This window comes from Limnohabitans sp. (assembly GCF_046052765.1).
Classification (GTDB): Bacteria; Pseudomonadota; Gammaproteobacteria; order Burkholderiales; family Burkholderiaceae_C; genus Limnohabitans.
Genome location: NZ_JAVLFQ010000053.1, coordinates 16742 through 34038 on the forward strand (window position 1 = coordinate 16742; position 17297 = coordinate 34038).

General features: G+C 51.8%; 17 protein-coding genes and 1 pseudogene. 13 read left to right on the top strand and 5 right to left on the bottom strand.

The genetic code is table 11. The features are described 5' to 3' along the window. The first annotated feature begins 3 nt into the window (after positions 1 to 3). Entirely contained in the window at positions 4 to 927 is a 924-nt protein-coding gene (gene lpxC / locus AC9UG7_RS06925; protein WP_509585947.1) for a UDP-3-O-acyl-N-acetylglucosamine deacetylase, read from the top strand. A 7-nt stretch (positions 928 to 934) separates the two neighbouring features. On the opposite strand, the gene ruvC is transcribed toward lpxC, so the two are convergent. The 4 genes from ruvC to AC9UG7_RS06945 are packed head-to-tail and all read right to left on the bottom strand — an operon-like array spanning position 935 to position 5145. Continuing rightward, the gene (ruvC, locus tag AC9UG7_RS06930) at positions 935 to 1483 is read right to left on the bottom strand and encodes a crossover junction endodeoxyribonuclease RuvC (RefSeq protein ID WP_509585949.1); all 549 of its coding nucleotides are present in this window, start codon (positions 1481 to 1483) and stop codon (positions 935 to 937) included. Continuing rightward, positions 1480 to 2220, bottom strand: a complete 741-nt coding sequence (gene mtgA / locus AC9UG7_RS06935; protein WP_509585951.1) for a monofunctional biosynthetic peptidoglycan transglycosylase — start codon at positions 2218 to 2220, stop codon at positions 1480 to 1482. The genes ruvC and mtgA overlap by 4 nt, the downstream gene beginning before the upstream one ends. A gap of 2 nt (positions 2221 to 2222) precedes the next feature. Then, complete coding sequence (locus tag AC9UG7_RS06940; RefSeq protein WP_509585953.1) at positions 2223 to 3125, bottom strand: energy transducer TonB; 903 nt, start codon at positions 3123 to 3125, stop codon at positions 2223 to 2225. Continuing rightward, entirely contained in the window at positions 3085 to 5145 is a 2061-nt protein-coding gene (locus tag AC9UG7_RS06945; protein WP_509586072.1) for a ribonuclease catalytic domain-containing protein, read from the bottom strand. The genes AC9UG7_RS06940 and AC9UG7_RS06945 overlap by 41 nt, the downstream gene beginning before the upstream one ends. A 67-nt stretch (positions 5146 to 5212) precedes the next feature. On the opposite strand from AC9UG7_RS06945, the gene rodA reads away from it, so the two are divergent. The 4 genes from rodA (at position 5213) to AC9UG7_RS06965 (ending at position 10146) form a co-directional block, all read left to right on the top strand. Continuing rightward, positions 5213 to 6367 (top strand): rod shape-determining protein RodA, encoded by a 1155-nt coding sequence (gene rodA, locus AC9UG7_RS06950; protein WP_509585955.1) that lies wholly within the window; start codon positions 5213 to 5215, stop codon positions 6365 to 6367. Next, positions 6364 to 7245: an NAD(P)-dependent oxidoreductase gene (locus tag AC9UG7_RS06955; protein ID WP_509585957.1), complete on the top strand. Its 882-nt coding sequence runs from the start codon at positions 6364 to 6366 to the stop codon at positions 7243 to 7245. Before rodA ends, AC9UG7_RS06955 begins: the two co-directional genes overlap by 4 nt. Positions 7246 to 7361: 116 nt before the next feature. Continuing rightward, entirely contained in the window at positions 7362 to 8822 is a 1461-nt protein-coding gene (tldD, locus tag AC9UG7_RS06960) for a metalloprotease TldD (RefSeq protein WP_509586074.1), read from the top strand. A gap of 205 nt (positions 8823 to 9027) precedes the next feature. Continuing rightward, on the top strand, positions 9028 to 10146 hold the full coding sequence (locus tag AC9UG7_RS06965) for a 3-deoxy-7-phosphoheptulonate synthase (RefSeq protein WP_509585959.1): 1119 nt from the start codon (positions 9028 to 9030) through the stop codon (positions 10144 to 10146). Between the two features lie 96 nt (positions 10147 to 10242). On the opposite strand, the gene mpl is transcribed toward AC9UG7_RS06965, so the two are convergent. After that, positions 10243 to 11649 (bottom strand): UDP-N-acetylmuramate:L-alanyl-gamma-D-glutamyl-meso-diaminopimelate ligase, encoded by a 1407-nt coding sequence (gene mpl / locus AC9UG7_RS06970; RefSeq protein ID WP_509585961.1) that lies wholly within the window; start codon positions 11647 to 11649, stop codon positions 10243 to 10245. A 79-nt stretch (positions 11650 to 11728) separates the two neighbouring features. Here mpl and AC9UG7_RS06975 point away from each other — a divergent pair, with 79 nt between their 5' ends. The 8 genes and pseudogenes from AC9UG7_RS06975 (at position 11729) to AC9UG7_RS07010 (ending at position 17279) form a co-directional block, all read left to right on the top strand. Next, positions 11729 to 12322: a hypothetical protein gene (locus AC9UG7_RS06975; protein WP_509585963.1), complete on the top strand. Its 594-nt coding sequence runs from the start codon at positions 11729 to 11731 to the stop codon at positions 12320 to 12322. After that, positions 12319 to 12861, top strand: a complete 543-nt coding sequence (locus AC9UG7_RS06980; RefSeq protein WP_509585965.1) for a TlpA disulfide reductase family protein — start codon at positions 12319 to 12321, stop codon at positions 12859 to 12861. The genes AC9UG7_RS06975 and AC9UG7_RS06980 overlap by 4 nt, the downstream gene beginning before the upstream one ends. Positions 12862 to 12947: 86 nt before the next feature. Next, complete coding sequence (accB, locus tag AC9UG7_RS06985; RefSeq protein WP_509585967.1) at positions 12948 to 13406, top strand: acetyl-CoA carboxylase biotin carboxyl carrier protein; 459 nt, start codon at positions 12948 to 12950, stop codon at positions 13404 to 13406. A gap of 9 nt (positions 13407 to 13415) precedes the next feature. Further along, positions 13416 to 14765 carry an acetyl-CoA carboxylase biotin carboxylase subunit gene (gene accC, locus AC9UG7_RS06990; protein ID WP_509585969.1) on the top strand — a complete coding sequence of 450 codons (1350 nt, stop codon included), beginning with the start codon at positions 13416 to 13418 and terminating at the stop codon, positions 14763 to 14765. After that, complete coding sequence (prmA, locus tag AC9UG7_RS06995; protein WP_509585971.1) at positions 14765 to 15661, top strand: 50S ribosomal protein L11 methyltransferase; 897 nt, start codon at positions 14765 to 14767, stop codon at positions 15659 to 15661. The genes accC and prmA overlap by 1 nt, the downstream gene beginning before the upstream one ends. 29 nt (positions 15662 to 15690) lie before the next feature. Further along, positions 15691 to 15795 (top strand): annotated as a pseudogene (locus tag AC9UG7_RS07000) (zinc-ribbon domain-containing protein); the annotation flags it as partial. 30 nt (positions 15796 to 15825) lie between these two features. After that, a complete protein-coding gene (locus AC9UG7_RS07005) occupies positions 15826 to 16374 on the top strand; it encodes a DUF3426 domain-containing protein (protein WP_509586078.1) in 549 nt (182 codons plus the stop codon). 20 nt (positions 16375 to 16394) lie between these two features. Then, positions 16395 to 17279 (top strand): carbohydrate kinase family protein, encoded by an 885-nt coding sequence (locus AC9UG7_RS07010; RefSeq protein ID WP_509585973.1) that lies wholly within the window; start codon positions 16395 to 16397, stop codon positions 17277 to 17279. Positions 17280 to 17297 lie beyond the last annotated feature (18 nt).

The following is a 17297-nucleotide window of genomic DNA, read 5'->3' on the forward strand; positions in this document are numbered from 1 at the left end:
ACCGTGCTAAAGCAAAGAACCATTCAAACCATCACCCGTGCCGTCGGTGTCGGGCTGCACAGCGGTCAACGCGTCGAGTTGACGCTGCGACCTGCTGCGCCTGACACAGGCATCGTGTTTCGCCGTGTCGATTTGGCGCAGCCGGTAGATATTGCAGTCAGCGCTTTGAGCGTGACCGATACACGGTTGGCATCCACCATTGAAGCGCATGGCGCCAAAGTGCACACAGTTGAACACCTGATGTCAGCTTGCAGTGGGCTGGGTTTGGATAATCTCTACATTGATATCACTGCTGAAGAGGTACCTATTCTGGATGGCTCTGCTTCATCGTTTGTTTTTTTGTTGCAGACCGCTGGCATTGAATTACAAAACGTGCCCAAGCGTTTTTTTCGTATCTTGCAAGATGTGATGGTTCGTGAAGGCGAGGGCGCTCAAGAAAAATGGGCAGGTTTATTTCCACACCATGGCTTCAAACTGAGTTTCGAGATTGACTTCAAACACCCAGCTGTGGATACCACTGGTCAATCCGTCACGTTTGACATGGACACAGGTCACTACAGCAGAGATATTGCGCGTGCCCGTACCTTCGGTTTTACCCGCGATGTAGAGAGCATGCGATCGCATGGCTTGGCCCTAGGCGGTGGTTTGGACAATGCGATTGTCATGGATGACTACAAGGTACTCAATAGCGATGGTTTGCGTTACGACGATGAATTCGTCAAGCACAAAATACTTGACGCCATGGGCGACTTGTATTTGTTGGGCCGACCTTTATTGGGTCATTACCGCGCGTTCCGTTCAGGCCATGCCTTGAACAATCTGTTGCTGCGAGAGTTACTCAGTCGTCCTCAAGCCTATGAGATGGTCAGCTTTGAAGATGAAAAACTGGCCCCTAAGGGCATGGCAAAACTCGCACCTGCTTGGTAAATCTTTCTTAGCCGCCCCGTCCGCCGCGCAACATACCGCTGGATTTGGCCCGTCCCATGCCGGCATCCTGCATCAAAGCCATACCACGTGCGGCGTGGGCATGGGTGATCGCCAGCCCCAATGCATCGGCTGCGTCGGGTCCAGGCAATCCAGGTAAATTCAACAAGCGTTTGACCATTTCTTGTACCTGTGACTTGCCCGCTTTGCCGTGCCCAGCAATCGATTTTTTCATTTGCAAAGCTGTGTATTCCGCGACGTGCAAATGTTGATGCACCAAAGCAGCCAGACACGCACCACGCGCTTGTCCGAGTAGCAAGGTAGATTGGGGATTGACATTCACAAACACAATTTCAAGCGCAGCGGCATCCGGTTGGTATCGATGAATCACTTCGAGAATGCCTTCAAACAATACACCGATGCGCGCAGCTAAATCTGCACGCGGCAAATGCGTGGTGCGGATGGTGCCGCTGGCAATGTAGTTGAGTTTTGAAGCTGTGAAATCGACCACGCCAAATCCAGTGGTTTGCAAGCCAGGGTCAATGCCGAGTACTTTCATGGCAACTCAGCAGCAGCCATGCGCGCTTGAATCACTTGTGCACGATCAGCCAAATAAGGCGATTGAGGTAACTTTTCGAAATATTTGGGACGTGGCAGCATCACCGCCAATCGCGCGGCTTCCCAGGAAGTCAGCCCTGCAGCAGGCTTTGAAAAATAATGCTGGGAAGCGGCTTGCGCACCAAATACGCCTTTCCCCCATTCGACATGGTTGAGATAAATTTCCAAAATACGTTGCTTGCTTAAAAAAGTTTCTAACGCGAGTGTGATGACCAACTCTTGCGCTTTGCGTACAAAATTGCGTTCTCCGGAGAGAAACAAATTTTTAGCCAATTGTTGAGTGATGGTCGAGCCGCCTACGACTTTAGGCGCCTTGCCATTGGCCGTAGTGTGCGCCAGCGCTTTCTCATTGCGTTGCCAAGCCTTTTGAATCGCCTGCCATTGCACGCCGTCGTGACTGGCGAACAAATCGTCTTCAGAAGCAATCACAGCACGGCTGAGCGAGGTATTTATGCGCGTGGCAGGCATCCATTGTTGGCGCCAACGGAATGCTTGTTCTGATTGCAACAGTTGCATGATTTGTGAACGCTCAAAAGCAGAAGACTGCGGATCCACATAACGCATGGCAATGACGCGGGTAACAAAATACAACTGCAATCCCAGACCGCTCAGAATAACCAACAGTAACCAGCGACGCAGCATGGCGCCAAATCCTAAAGAAGTGGTGGCTGACGGCATATTCAAGGCCCCAAGTTATCGGCTTGCACCGTGTTGTTGCTCTTGAATGTATAGCGTGACACCAAGGCCAACTGGTCAAACTCAAGTTTCATCTCGCGTGTGAAATCACCAAAGGGTCCAGCGTGCGTCGCGATGTCTAATGCCGCAAGGTCTAGCGCAGGATTGCCTGAGCTTTTCAGCAGTTCAGAGGAAATCACTTTGCCATGTGCATTCACCGTCACCACCAGCGTCAAACTGCCATACAACTTTTGCCCGTTTGATTGAGGAAAAAAGCGTGTGCCGCGATCCTCTATCAAACGGCGCATCTGATGATGGTAAACCGCATAACTGACTTGGGCTGTGGAAGGGCTGACGTACCTGGTTCGTGGTCTGGCATTTTGCTCGCTGATACGCTTTTCAATTTCAGCCAACATGTCGAGTAACTGCCGTTGCTGTTGATCCTGATCAAGCGAAGCAACCAAGGAACTGGTGACTTTAGACGCGTTGGCCGACAGTTGTTGTTTGATTTGTGCAAGCAATGCAGTTTGTTGTTGCTTCATCTGCATGAGTGGGACTTTGCCCGAATCATCTATTTGCCCGGTTTGGTTTCGTTCAGATGCTGGCAACGGCGATTGAGCGCGTCCTTGTGCGGTTTCGCCGCCGCCTTGCAAATGGGTTTGCGCCAGCGCCTGAGGTTTATCAGGCGCAGCGCTTGGACTGCGTGCATTCACCAACACGATATCGAGTGGCGCTTGGGCTATCATGCGATCGAAGCCTTGCGGGTCAGCGATCTTGAATACCAGCAAACCTGCATGAAAAGCTACCGACAGACTGATGGCTGCTTGCATGGGTGTGATGGTCAAGAACATGGCGTTGAAACGGGGTTCAGTCTGCAGCTGTGGGTAATCCAGGGTCTGTGTCCGCATCATGGATATCCATGGCGATAGTCAACGGACCTGCATTAGGCTCTTCATCCCCATTCTCTTCTTCCGGCACAGCAGATGTTTCAAGCACGCACACAAAACTGGCTGTGACATCCAAAGCCATGGTGTCAATATGGCCGATTTTGACCCTGACATTTGCACCACGCTCTAGCGCGGGCGCTGCTTGCAAGGTCATGACCAAAGGTAAGGTTGTGGCGCGCACCATAGGCGCTTCGCCAGCAAATGCTTTGATGACGGTTGCCTCTATTTCCTGGACTTGGTTTTGTTGTAAAAATTTCAAAGTCCAGTACCTCTCCATGGTGCCTTGATGGGTGTTGTAGGCGCTATAGGCGTCTTCAAAAGAAGAAACAATAGACATCAGGCTGGCATCTTTGGGTTTGAAAGGGGCGGCAAGTGCAGCAGTAGCGCCTTGGCGCACACAGGCTACCAATTGCCACTGGTTGACCAAATCGGTGTAACGCCTCAACGGTGATGTGCTCCAGGCATAACAAGCAACGCCAATGCCTGCATGCGGCAAAGCGCGAGTACCCATGCGTACTTTCACACCCGGCGCTAGACTGGCTTGGCTGCGGTACAAACCGGGGACACCAAGGTCAGACAACCATTGGCCCCAAGTACTGTTGGCCAAGATCATGGCCTCGGCCACGATCAAATCTAATGCTGCGCCGCGCGGACGAATACTGAGATGCACGGGTTCTTCTCCCTTGGGTCCGTCAGCCTCGACATTGTCTAATTTGAAGTTGAAATCTGGGCGGTTAAATTGCTCGGGTTTGCCGCGAACAAGTTCACGCTTGCTTTTCAATTGCTGTGCCAATTTGAGCATGAACGACAACTCAGCACGGGGTAAATCAACATCCAGTGCGGGGTTCGCGTGAGCAAAAGTCGGGTCTGTCAACCAACGCTCGGTCACGATGTGGTCTAACTTATCGTGTCGCAAATTGGCGGTAATGGGGACTTGTTCCAGACGCGTCACCGAGTTTTTGATGTCCAGTGTTTCTTCATCCAAGCTGACGTAAAGCGACAGGGCGGGACATGCCTTGCCTGCATCCAGCGTATAGGTTTGCACCACACTGTCGGGCAACATGGTGATCTTGTGACCCGGCATATAGACGGTCGATAAACGCTGACGGGCCACCTGATCAATAGCATCCCCTGGTTGCAATGCCAACGCCGGTGCCGCAATGTGTATACCCAGCACGACGGTGCCGCTGCCCAAACCTTGCAGTGACAAAGCGTCGTCAATTTCAGTGGTTTGTGAATCGTCGATGGAATAGGCTTGCACATCCGCCAGCGGTAAGTCTTGCGGCAGTGCAGGTGCATGCAGCGCAGGAAAACCAGTCCCTTTGGGAAAGTGGTCAAACAAAAAACGCTGCCAATGAAAATCGTAAGCGCTTTGGATGGCACCGGCTTGTTGCAGCAGTGTCAGCGGCGCGCGTTGGCTTTGTTTGGCGGCGAGCACCACGGCTTTGTATTCGGCGGCGTTCTTGTCGGGTTTGAACAGTATTTTGTAGAGCTGGGTTTGCACCGGTTCAGGACATTGGCCATCGACCAAGGATTGCGCCCAGTTTTCTATTTGCAATTGCAACAGCTTTTTCTTTTCTATGGCTGCCAGCGCTTGCGCAATGATTTCGGCGGAGGCTTTTTTGAAATGCCCTTTGCCTGCGCGGCGAAAATAATGGGGCGCCTCTGAGAGTTTGAGCAAGCAGGCGACTTGTTCGGTCAGGCTGGCTTTGTCACTGAAATATTCGCTGGCCAGCGCACTGAAGGAAAATTCATCGGGGGGTGCAAATTCCCACGCCAGTTCGAGTTCAATGTCTTTGGCCAGCGATGCAGCTTCCCGCAGCAATTGCGCAGGGGCGGGGCTATCAAATCGCAATAACATCTGCGCGGCTTTGACTTTGACTCTCTTACCGGATTCAAGTTCAATTTGGGCGGATGTGTCGGCCTCGGACAGCACGCGACCGCTGTGGAGTTTGCCGGCTTCTTCAAACAATGCATACATACGGGCGATTGTCACACGCGGTATGCGTCAAGTCGGCCACCTTTCAGAATACGTTGATAATTCCAACATGGCATTCAGTTATGAAAAACCTTATATGTTGCGTCAATTCACGCATGTGTTGCGTGGATTTGACGGTCAACTGATATTGGCTGTGGGATTGTTGGCGCTGGCTGGCCTGATCACGATGTTCGCCTCTGGCTATGCCAACGGCATGCGGTTTTGGGACCATGCCCGAAATTTGAGCTTGGCTTTTTGCATCATGTTTGTGGTGGCGCAAATCCCGCCCCAACGGTTGATGACATTTGCAGTGCCTGTTTATACGGTTGGACTGGCTTTGCTGGTGGCAGTGGCTTTGTTTGGCTTGACCAAAAATGGCGCTCGCCGCTGGCTCAATATAGGCATCGTTATCCAGCCCAGTGAAATCATGAAGATTGGCATGCCATTGATGCTGGCTTGGTGGTTTCAAAAGCGAGAAGGCCAGTTGCGGTCGCTGGATTTTTTGGCTGCGACAGTATTGCTGATCATGCCGGTGGGGTTGATTGCCAGACAGCCCGATTTGGGTACAGCTATTTTGGTTTTATCTGCCGGTCTGTATGTGCTGTACTTTGCTGGACTGGGTTGGAAATGGATTATTCCTCCCCTGCTGATTGGTTTGGCGGGCGTGGTGTTTCTGGTGATTTTCGAAGCTTCGCTGTGCGCAGATGATGTCAACTGGCCCATGATGCGCGAATACCAAAGACAGCGGATTTGCACCTTGCTGGATCCATGGCGCGATCCCTTGGGCAAGGGTTTTCACATTATTCAGGGCATGATTGCCATTGGATCAGGCGGATTTTTTGGCAAGGGGTTCATGCAAGGCACGCAAACCCATTTGGACTTCATACCTGAACGCACCACAGATTTTATTTTTGCCGCTTATGGAGAAGAGTTTGGATTGCTGGGTAATTTGTTGTTGATCATTGGTTTTGTATTTTTGGTGTTGCGTGGCCTGGCCATCGCCATGGAAGGCCCCACCTTGTTTACCCGTTTGCTGGCGGGCAGCGTCACCTTGATTTTCTTCACTTATGCATTTGTGAACATGGGCATGGTCAGTGGCATCTTGCCAGTGGTTGGTGTGCCATTGCCTTTCATCAGTTACGGTGGTACGGCCATGGTCACATTGGGCTTTGGCATCGGCATATTGTTGTCAGTAGCCAAAGCTAAACAATTGGTGCAATCTTGAAAAAACCTGTTGGTATCGTGGGCACCGGCAACATGGGTGCTGGCATGGCCCACCGCTTATTACAGACGGGCTGGCCTGTACATGTCCACGACTTGGATGCGGCCAAGCAAGACGCGTTGCAGTCTGTGGGCGCGCATGGCCATGGCAGCGCTGCAGAAGTGGCACGTGTGACCGATGTGGTGATAGTGTGCGTGATTGATGCTGTTGAGGTTGAGCAAGTTTTCGCCGGCTCTGACGGACTGTTGTCCGGATTAACAACTGGACAAACCGTGATCATGTGCCCGACCATGGCGCCGGCGCAAACCGAAAGCTTTGACAAGCAATTGCAGGCCATTGGCGTAGCCATGGTGGATGCCCCGATGTCCGGCGGTCCGCTGCGGGCAGCCAACGGCACCATGAGTCTGATGCTCGCAGCCCCAGCGGCTGTGTTGTCTGCCCAAGAGGCCTTGTTGCAAACCTTGTCTGACAAATGCGTCCTCATCAGCCACCGTGTTGGCGATGGCGCCAGGGTGAAACTGGTGAATAACCTGCTTGCTGGTATCAACCTGGTTGGCGCTTGTGAAGCCATGGTGTTGGCCGAAAAAATGGGGCTGGACACAGAAATCGCCTTGTCTTTGATAGAGCGTTCCAGCGGACAAAGCTGGATAGGCTCAGACCGCTTGCGCCGTGTGTTTGCAGCAGACACGTCTGTCGGCTCACACATGCGTTTGCTGGCCAAAGACACCCGATTGGCCATGGATGCGGCCCATGAAGCCGGTTTTGACGGGTGCCTGGGTGACTTGACCGCCCAGGCATTCAAGCAAGCTTGCGAGCAAGGGATGGCTGACATGGACGACAGCAAGATGCTCGAGTTCATCCGTCAGGTACAACAGGCCTGAGTAGATTTCATCCACGTCTGTAGATTGTGGGCATGGGCTGAAAGCTTGTGCAAACGGGTTTTTCAATGAATAACCTGTCAAAACGCTGTTGAATGACCGGCTTCTACAATGTGCAAATGATTTCACACGAACCTACCCTCGAACGCCTGGCCATCGCCCAAAGCCTTTTGCTCACGCCCTACGGTCTGGACGAAAGCCATTTGACACAAGCTTTGTCTGCCATCCGAGCCCATCGGATTGACGATGCTGATTTGTATTTTCAATACACCCGTTCAGAGGGTTGGAGCTTGGAAGAGGGTATTGTCAAAACCGGCTCCTTCAGTATTGACCAAGGCGTAGGCGTGCGAGCGGTCAGCGGTGAAAAAACGGCTTTCGCTTATTCGGACGATATTTCCATGGCGTCGTTGATGGACGCAGCACACACGGTGCGCAGCATTGCCGCTGCTGGTCATAACGCTAGCACCCAAGTCCCGAGTCGTCGCATAGCCTCTGCGCGTAGCCTGTACCGCGACAACGATCCGATCGCCAGTTTGGACAGCACTGCCAAAGTCAATTTGCTCGAGCGACTAGAGCAACAAGCGCGGGCCAAAGACCCGCGTGTGGTGCAAGTCATGGCCGGTTTGGCCAGCGAATACGACGTGGTCCTGGTAGCACGTGCCGATGGCACCTTGGCGGCTGATGTTCGTCCGTTGGTGCGTTTGTCGTTGAACGTCATTGTGGAGGAAAAGGGTCGGCGTGAAAGTGGTTCTGCTGGCGGTGGCGGCCGCTTTGGTCTGGCGCATTTTGATGCCGATTGCTTGACGCGTTATGTGGACGAAGCGGTGAACGCAGCGTTGACCAATTTGCAGGCACAACCTGCGCCTGCAGGTGAAATGACGGTGGTCTTGGGTTCGGGGTGGCCTGGTATTTTGTTGCATGAAGCTATCGGCCACGGCCTAGAAGGTGACTTCAACCGAAAAGGCTCCAGCGCTTTCAGCGGCCGTATCGGACAGCGAGTGGCAGCCAAAGGCGTCACCGTGTTGGACGACGGCACCATTGCCGATCGTCGCGGTTCGCTCAATGTAGATGATGAAGGTAACGCCAGTCAGCGCAATGTATTGATTGAAGACGGCATATTGAAAGCCTATATTCAGGACAGCATGAATGCGCGTCTCATGGGTGTGGCTCCGACAGGCAACGGACGTCGCGAAAGCTATGCACATGTGCCCATGCCGCGCATGACCAATACTTACATGCTGGGCGGCGACAAAGACCCCGCTGAAATTGTCGCCAGTATCAAAAAAGGTTTGTATGCCACCAATTTCGGCGGCGGTCAGGTTGACATCACTTCAGGCAAGTTTGTGTTTTCTGCCAGCCAAGCGTATTGGGTGGAAAACGGAAAAATCAAATACCCTGTCAAGGGTGCAACGTTGGTGGGTAACGGCCCAGATGCGCTGACCCGTGTCAGCATGATTGGCAACGACATGGCGCTTGACCCCGGGGTGGGCACTTGTGGCAAAGAAGGCCAGAGCGTGCCAGTTGGTGTGGGTCAGCCAACCTTGCGTATCGACGGCTTGACTGTAGGTGGCACGGCCTGATGACTGACTTGATGCGTGTGCTACATTTAAGCCTATGAATTCATTGCGTTTCCATTTTGCTTACTTTTATTTCTCACGCCCCACCGGCGGTCGAGAGGTCTGAACGCAAACAACGCTCTGAACTCCCCAACCTACCGCCGGTCCCCGGCGGTTTTTTTTTGTGGCCGAATTTGTATTTCAACAGTTGTAGACCGAGGAGTCTTTCATGAAATCCCATCCCAAAGATGCTTATGCACCGATCGATGACCAGACCAGCCAGACTGACGACCAACGCATCAAGGACATCACCGTGCTGCCGCCACCCGAACATTTGATCCGCTTCTTCCCCATTGCTGGAACCGCTGTCGAAAAACTGATAGGACAAACGCGCCAGCGCATTGCCAAAATCATGGCTGGTAAAGACGACCGCCTATTGGTCGTGATGGGCCCCTGTTCCATTCACGACCCCGCTGCTGCCCTCGAATATGCGCGTCGATTGAAAGCAGAGCGCGAAAAATACAAAGATACTTTGGAAATCGTCATGCGTGTTTATTTCGAAAAACCGCGCACCACAGTCGGCTGGAAGGGACTGATTAACGATCCCTATCTGGACGAAAGTTTTCGCATCGACGAAGGTTTGCGTATTGCGCGTCAATTGCTGATCGAAATCAACCGTACCGGTGTGCCTGCTGGCAGCGAATTTCTAGACGTGATTTCTCCCCAATACATTGGGGACCTGATCAGTTGGGGCGCCATCGGCGCTCGCACCACGGAAAGCCAGGTGCACCGCGAACTGGCCTCAGGTTTATCTGCGCCCATAGGTTTTAAAAACGGCACTGACGGCAATATCAAAATCGCGACGGATGCGATACAAGCCGCTGCACGCGGCCACCACTTTTTGTCGGTGCATAAAAACGGGCAAGTGGCCATCGTACAAACCCAAGGCAATCCTGACTGTCACGTGATATTGCGTGGCGGTAAAGCACCCAACTATGACGCAGCCAGTGTGGCTTTGGCTTGCAAAGAATTGGAGGCAGCTCAATTGCCGGCGACATTGATGGTCGATTGCAGTCATGCCAACAGCAGTAAACAACACGAGCGGCAGTTGGTCGTGGCCAAAGACATTGCTGCTCAACTCGCTAACGGTTCGCGCCACGTGTTCGGCGTCATGGTGGAAAGTCACTTGCAGCCAGGGGCCCAAAAATTCACACCTGGCAAAGACAAGGTAGAGCATTTAGTCTACGGTCAAAGCATCACAGATGCTTGTTTGGCATGGGATGATTCCTTGGAAGTACTTAAGGTTTTGGACGAAGGTGTCAAGACGCGGCGTAAGCTGAAAAAATAGTCTTCGCTGTTATTGCAACGAAAACCGGATAGCTTAAAGTCCGGTTTTTTTGTGATCTCTGTCATTAGGAATATCCACTCGGCCATCTTGAATCAATCAAGGTGTCAGGGCATCCAGTATTTTTTGATGTATGCCGCCGAAACCGCCATTGCTCATGCAAATGATGTGATCTCCTGGTTTGGCAACAGCTTTGATCTGAGCAACCAGCGCCTCTATGGTGTTTGCCACGCTGGCGCGTGAGCCCATGGTTGCAAGCACTTCAGAGGCGTCCCAATCTAGCCCGCCCGTGTGGCAAAAAGCCAGATCGGCCTGTTCCAGACACCAAGGTAATTGCGATTTCATCGCGCCCAGCTTCATGGTGTTGCTGCGCGGCTCGAAAACCGCCAGTAGGCGAGCGTGACCGATACGTCGGCGCAAACCATCCAAGGTGGTGCGAATCGCAGTCGGATGATGGGCGAAATCGTCATACACATGAATGGCATTTGAACCGCTACCTATGCTGCCACGCAACTCCATACGACGCCTAACATTGTTGAAACCCGCCAATGCCTCACCGGCCTGCTCTGGTGGTACGCCAATGTGTGTCGCCGCAGCGATGGCAGCCAGCGCATTCATCTGGTTGTGTACACCGCTCAACGACCAGCTCACTTGTGCCACGGGTTTGCCGAAACGGAGCACTTGAAAATCATGTGGCTCGCCTTGCGCCTGCCATTCACCAGCTGCGCCGAAGCTGGCGACTTGGCTCCAGTGGCCCATGTCAAGCACGCGTTTTAAACTTTCCTGTTCGGTGTTGACAACCAGGCAACCGCTGCCGGGCACGGTTCTCACTAAATGGTGAAACTGACGTTCAATGGCTGCCAGATTGTCAAAAATATCCGCGTGGTCAAACTCAAGGTTGTTGAGCACCGCGGTGCGCGGGCGGTAATGCACAAACTTACTGCGTTTGTCGAAAAACGCAGTGTCGTATTCATCGGCTTCGATCACAAACAGCGGACGGCTTTGACCTTTCGCCAAAGCGCCCAAGCGTGCAGACACGCCAAAGTTCAGCGGTACGCCACCTATCAAAAAACCAGGCGTCAAACCCGCACGGTCCAATACCCAACTGAGCATGGCTGTGGTTGTGGTTTTGCCGTGCGTACCTGCCACTGCCAGCACATGCCGATTCAAAGCCGGTGCGCACAGTACATGGTCACTCAGCCATTGCGGTCCGCTGGTATAGGGCAGACCAGCTTCCAAAACAACTTCCATCAGCGGATACCGCGGTAAACCGTCGGCAGTTCGTGCGCGCGACACCACATTGCCGACCACGAACATGTCAGGCTTCAAAGACAATTGGGTTGCATCGTAGCCCTCGATCAATTCAATGCCCAGGGAGCGCAATTGGTCGCTCATCGGGGGGTAAACGCCGGTATCGCATCCAGTAACTCGGTGTCCGGCTTCGCGGGCCAGTGCGGCCAGGCCGCCCATGAAAGTGCCGCAAATGCCTAATATATGTATATGCATAGCAAGGTATTGTAGAAGTGCGCGACGTATTGACTCGCAGCGACGGTTGTATGCATTTGAAGCGGGCACAATAGGGGCCATGTCCAGCGAAATCAAACAGGAAATTGCCGCGACTGCCGCGCGCTTGGTGGTGGAGGAGGGTTTGGAGTTCGGTACGGCCAAGCGCCGCGCCTTGCGTGAACTTGGTTTGTCGACGCGCCAGGCCTTGCCGGACAACGATATGCTGGAAAAAGAGGTCTTCGACTATGTGCAACTGTTTTGTGCAGATACGCAGCCTCAAGAATTACTGGCCTTGCGCCGTATGGCCTTGGTGTGGATGCAGCGTTTACAGACATTCAGGCCTTATCTGAGTGGCGCCGTCTGGCGCGGCACCGCCACCAGACTATCTGATATTCACATTCAATTGTTTTGTGATGACAGCAAACAGGCTGAGTTGATGCTCTTGGATAAAGGGATACGTTTTGAGGTCAATGCGGTCAATGGATTTCGCGGCGAAGTGGTTGATGCTTTAAGCATTCACAGCCGCTGCCCGACCTTGAAGGAAGACATCGGGGTGCATCTCATGATTTACGACTACGACGATTTGCGTGGTGCGCTTCAGCCTGACAGCCAAGGCAGGCCTATGCGGGGAGATACCGATGCATTGCGCCAGTTGTTGGACAATACCGCATGACACAAGAAATAGGTGCACTTTCCTCTACCGGCCAAAGTCGGCGTACCTTGTTTGCGGTTGCAGCAGGAGCCTTGGTTGCTGGCGTCGGCGTTGCTTGGTGGCGAAGCCGTTCTCAATCCCTGCCGCCAGCCATGCTTGAAGCGTTGTGGAATGCAGAATTTGAACAGCCTGATGGCGCACCTCTCAAGCTTGCAGATTTCAAAAACCGTCCTCTGGTGCTCAACTTTTGGGCTACTTGGTGCACCCCATGTATTGAGGAAATGCCTTTATTGAACGCTTTCTATCAAGAAAACAAGTCTAAAAGCTGGCAAGTTATTGGATTGGCAATAGATCAACCCAGTGCGGTCAAGCGTTTTCTCAGCCAGCACCCTGTAGAATATCCTGTAGGTTTGGCGGGTTTGAATGGCACGGCTTTGATGAATTCACTGGGCAATGTTGAAGGTGGTCTGCCGTTTACTTTAGTGATAGATTCACGCGGTGAATTGTTGCAGCGTAAACTTGGTAAACTCAATGATGGTGATTTCAGTGCTTGGCGTTGAACGGGTTCGGTTTTTCTTGTGCAGATGCAACAGATTAAAAATAGTGTAAATTAGCGTCTTATTAACAGCAATTAAATGCAAGTTATATGGATTTAAGAAAACTTAAAACTTTGATCGACTTGGTCTCCGAGTCCAATGTGTCAGAACTTGAAATCACCGAGGCCGAGGGCAAGGTTCGTATCGTCAAGGGACCTGTGGGCGCGCCCGTCACGGTGGCCGCACCTGTGATGGCGGCTGCGCCGGTTGCTTCTGCGCCCACAGACCCCTCGTCACTTCCAGCTGCTGCTGCGCCAGAGCCCGTCGCCATCAGCGGTCACATTGTCAAATCTCCCATGGTGGGAACCTTTTATACCGCGTCCAGTCCTGAGGCCAAGCCTTTTGTACAGGTGGGCAGTCTGGTCAACGAGGGTGACACCATTTGTATTATTGAAGCCATGAAAATCCTCAACGAAATTGAGGCGGACAAAAGCGGGACGGTCACCCGAATCATGGTGGACAACGGCCAAGCCGTGGAATATGGCCAATCTCTTTTCCTCATTGAGTGATCCCCGGACATGTTTAAAAAGATTCTGATCGCCAACCGGGGCGAAATTGCTTTGCGCATTCAACGCGCTTGCAAAGAGCTGGGTGTTGAGGCCGTGGTGGTGTATTCCGAAGCTGACCGCGAAGCCAAGTATGTCAAGCTGGCTGAAGAAGCAGTTTGTATTGGACCAGCGGCTTCGGCCCAGAGTTACCTGAACATGCCTGCCATCATTTCTGCCGCTGAAGTCACTGACGCCCAAGCTATTCATCCTGGCTATGGTTTTTTAAGTGAAAACGCCGACTTTGCCGAACGGGTGGAGAAAAGCGGATTTGTATTTATCGGGCCAACGCCTGAGTCCATACGCACCATGGGCGACAAAGTATCTGCCAAACAAGCCATGATCAAGGCTGGTGTTCCTTGCGTACCCGGCTCAGATGGCGAATTACCTGACGATCCTGCAGAGATTCGTCGCATCGGCAAATCAGTCGGTTATCCGGTCATCATCAAAGCGGCCGGCGGCGGCGGCGGTCGGGGTATGCGGGTAGTGCACAACGAAGCAGCCTTGATACATGCCGTTCAAACCACCAAGGCCGAGGCCGGGGCGGCTTTTGGCAATCCAGCTGTTTACATGGAAAAGTTTTTACAAAACCCTAGGCATATCGAAATACAAATATTGGCAGATAACTTCAAAAATGCCATTTATCTGGGAGAACGTGACTGCTCAATGCAGCGACGTCACCAGAAAGTCATCGAAGAAGCGCCCGCACCCGGGATTGCACGTAAATTGATTGAACGTATCGGTGAACGCTGCGTAGCCGCTTGTAAAAAAATGGGTTATCGCGGCGCCGGTACCTTTGAGTTTCTCTATGAAAACGGCGAGTTTTATTTCATTGAGATGAACACCCGGGTACAAGTAGAACACCCTGTCACAGAATTCATCACGGGTGTTGATATTGTCAAAACCCAAATCATGACCGCGTCAGGTTTGAAGTTGCCTTACACACAGCGGCAGATCCAGATCAAAGGACATGCGATTGAATGCCGTGTGAATGCCGAAGATCCTTTTAAATTCACACCCTCGCCAGGTCGTATCACCATGTGGCATCCGCCAGGCGGGCCGGGTGTGCGGGTGGATTCGCATGTCTACACCAATTACTTCGTGCCTTCCAACTACGATTCCATGATTGGCAAGATCATTGTGTATGGCGATACACGTGAGCATGCTCTGGCGCGTATGCGAACCGCATTGGGAGAGACGGTAGTCGAAGGTATCAGCACCAATATTGCGTTGCATCGCGAGTTAATGAATGACCCAGGCTTTATCCGCGGCGGCACCAATATCCATTACCTGGAAGAATGGCTGGCGGTTCGTCAATCCTGATGTTTGAATTGCGATTGCATTGTCCGCAAGACCAAGTCGAGGTGATAAGCGAAGCATTATTGGCATTGGATTCGCTCAGTGTCTCTGTTGAAGATGCAGATGCGCACACTGATCAAGAACATGCGTTGTTTGGTGAGCCTGGCATGCCTGCACCGGCAACCGGTTGGTTGCGCTCACAGGTAATCGCATTATTTTCAACATACGAAGCTGCTCAAGAAGCGGGTAAATTGCTGGCGCTTCAACCTTTTTTTGACAACTGCAGTTTACAAAGTGTGGACGAGGTGGCTGAACAGGACTGGGTGCGTTTGACTCAGTCGCAATTTGAACCGGTGTCCATCACAGATGAATTTTGGGTGGTGCCCAGTTGGCACCAGGTGCCCGCCCAGGCCAAATGGGTTTTACGGCTTGACCCAGGTTTAGCTTTTGGTACGGGCACACATCCCACCACAAGAATGTGCTTGCGCTGGATTGCCCAACATCCGCCAAGGGCGCAACGGGTATTGGATTACGGGTGTGGCTCGGGCATATTGGCCATCGGTGCTGCCATGTTGGGCGCAACCCATGTTGACGCAGTGGATATTGATCCTGATGCAGTCAAAGCCACACTGGCCAACGCTGCTGATAACCAAGTCCTCGTGAATGCTGGTTTGCCTGAATTGGCCCAAGGGACCTATCCCTTGGTCATGGCCAATATTCTGGCTGCGCCTTTGAAAGTGCTGGCACCTTTACTTTGTGCACATGTGAAGACTGGTGGAGCATTGATACTTGCAGGGATTTTGCAAAGGCAAGTCGACGAAATTCAACAAGCCTACCAACCTTATATGGCTTTACAGGTGGCAGACGTTCAAGACGGTTGGGTTTTGATGCATGGGCAAGTGACTGACAAATCCATGTGATCTCATCTGAAAATTGACACGCTAAGTCTATGGCCATTGTTACTCTTTGCCCCCAATGTCAAACCGGCTTCTCAGTGCTGCCTGAACATTTGAGTACGGCTGATGGATGGGTGAGTTGTGGCAAATGTGAGCATGTTTTTCAAGTGGACCAACATTTATTTGAAATGGACGACCCACAACCTGTTTATGAATTTACTCAACCATTGTCTAGACCAGAGCACGCTGAGGCCATGTCTGAAAAGGCCCAGTACCAGGATATACAAATGGCAAGTTGGCTGTTGTCGTTGTTAGCGATGGCCTTGTTGTTGCAAATCACTTTATTTCAACGCCATGTGATTGGTGCTCATGTGCCTGAACTGCAACCTGTATTGCAATGGCTATGTAAGCCGATTGATTGCCAGCTTAGTGCGCCCATGGATATCGAACTGGTTTCAATGGAGTCCAGTACTTTTAGACGGATTGAAAAAAATACATTTGTATTTGATGGCGTTATTAAAAACTCAAGTCAAGGTGTCATCATGCCGCCGGCTTTAGAGTTGTCCTTGACCAGTGATGATGCTGTGCGGGTGCGTAAAGTGATTTCTGCAGATCAACTTGGGTTTCATGAAACATTACGGCCGATAGGCAGTCATGTTTTTTCATTGAGTTTTACTGTTGAACCCGAACTATCGTCGACAATTGACGGCTACAAGGCTTTACTTTTTTATCCTTAAATTTTTGATTGGATTGACCTATGGCAGTAGTAATTTGTGGATCGTTGGCGTTTGACACCATCATGCATTTCGAAGGACGGTTTAAAGAACAAATCTTGCCAGAGCAACTGCATATTTTGAATGTGTCCTTTTTGGTTCCTCGGTTGCAGCGAGATTTCGGCGGATGTGCGGGCAACATAGCTTACGGATTGAAATTATTAGGTGGTCATGCCTTGCCCATGGCAACCTTAGGAAACGATGGTGAAACCTACCTCAATCGCCTCAAGCATCTAGGCATCTCAACAGATTTTGTGAAGATGGTTGCTGATGAATACACAGCACAAGCCATGATCATGACTGATTTAGACAATAACCAGATTACCGCTTTCCATCCTGGCGCCATGATGCAAGCACACATCACAAGCGTGGAAAAACGATCTGATATCAGTCTAGGAATCGTCTCACCAGATGGACGCGACGCCATGTTGCAACATGCCCAACAGTTTGCAGCTGCAGGCATACCGTTTGTTTTTGATCCCGGCCAAGGATTACCTATGTTTAATGGCGAAGAGTTGCGGCAATTTATTGATTTGGCGACTTGGGTCACTGTGAATGATTACGAAGGAAAAATGCTGTCAGACCGCACTGGACTTGACAGCGCAGCCATCTCAGCCAAAGTCAAAGGACTGGTGGTCACTTTAGGTGCCAACGGTTGTGAGGTTTGGCAACAAGGTCAGATGCAGTCAGTGCCACCTGTACAAGCTATTGCGGTCGTAGACCCCACAGGTTGCGGAGACGCATGGCGCAGTGCTTTGTTGTTTGGTCTGGATCAGGATTGGGATTTGCTACGTTGTGCAGAGCTAGGTAACAAAATAGGCGCTATCAAAATAGCAAGCCGCGGTCCGCAAAACTATACGCTGACATAAAAAACCCGGTGTTTGTTG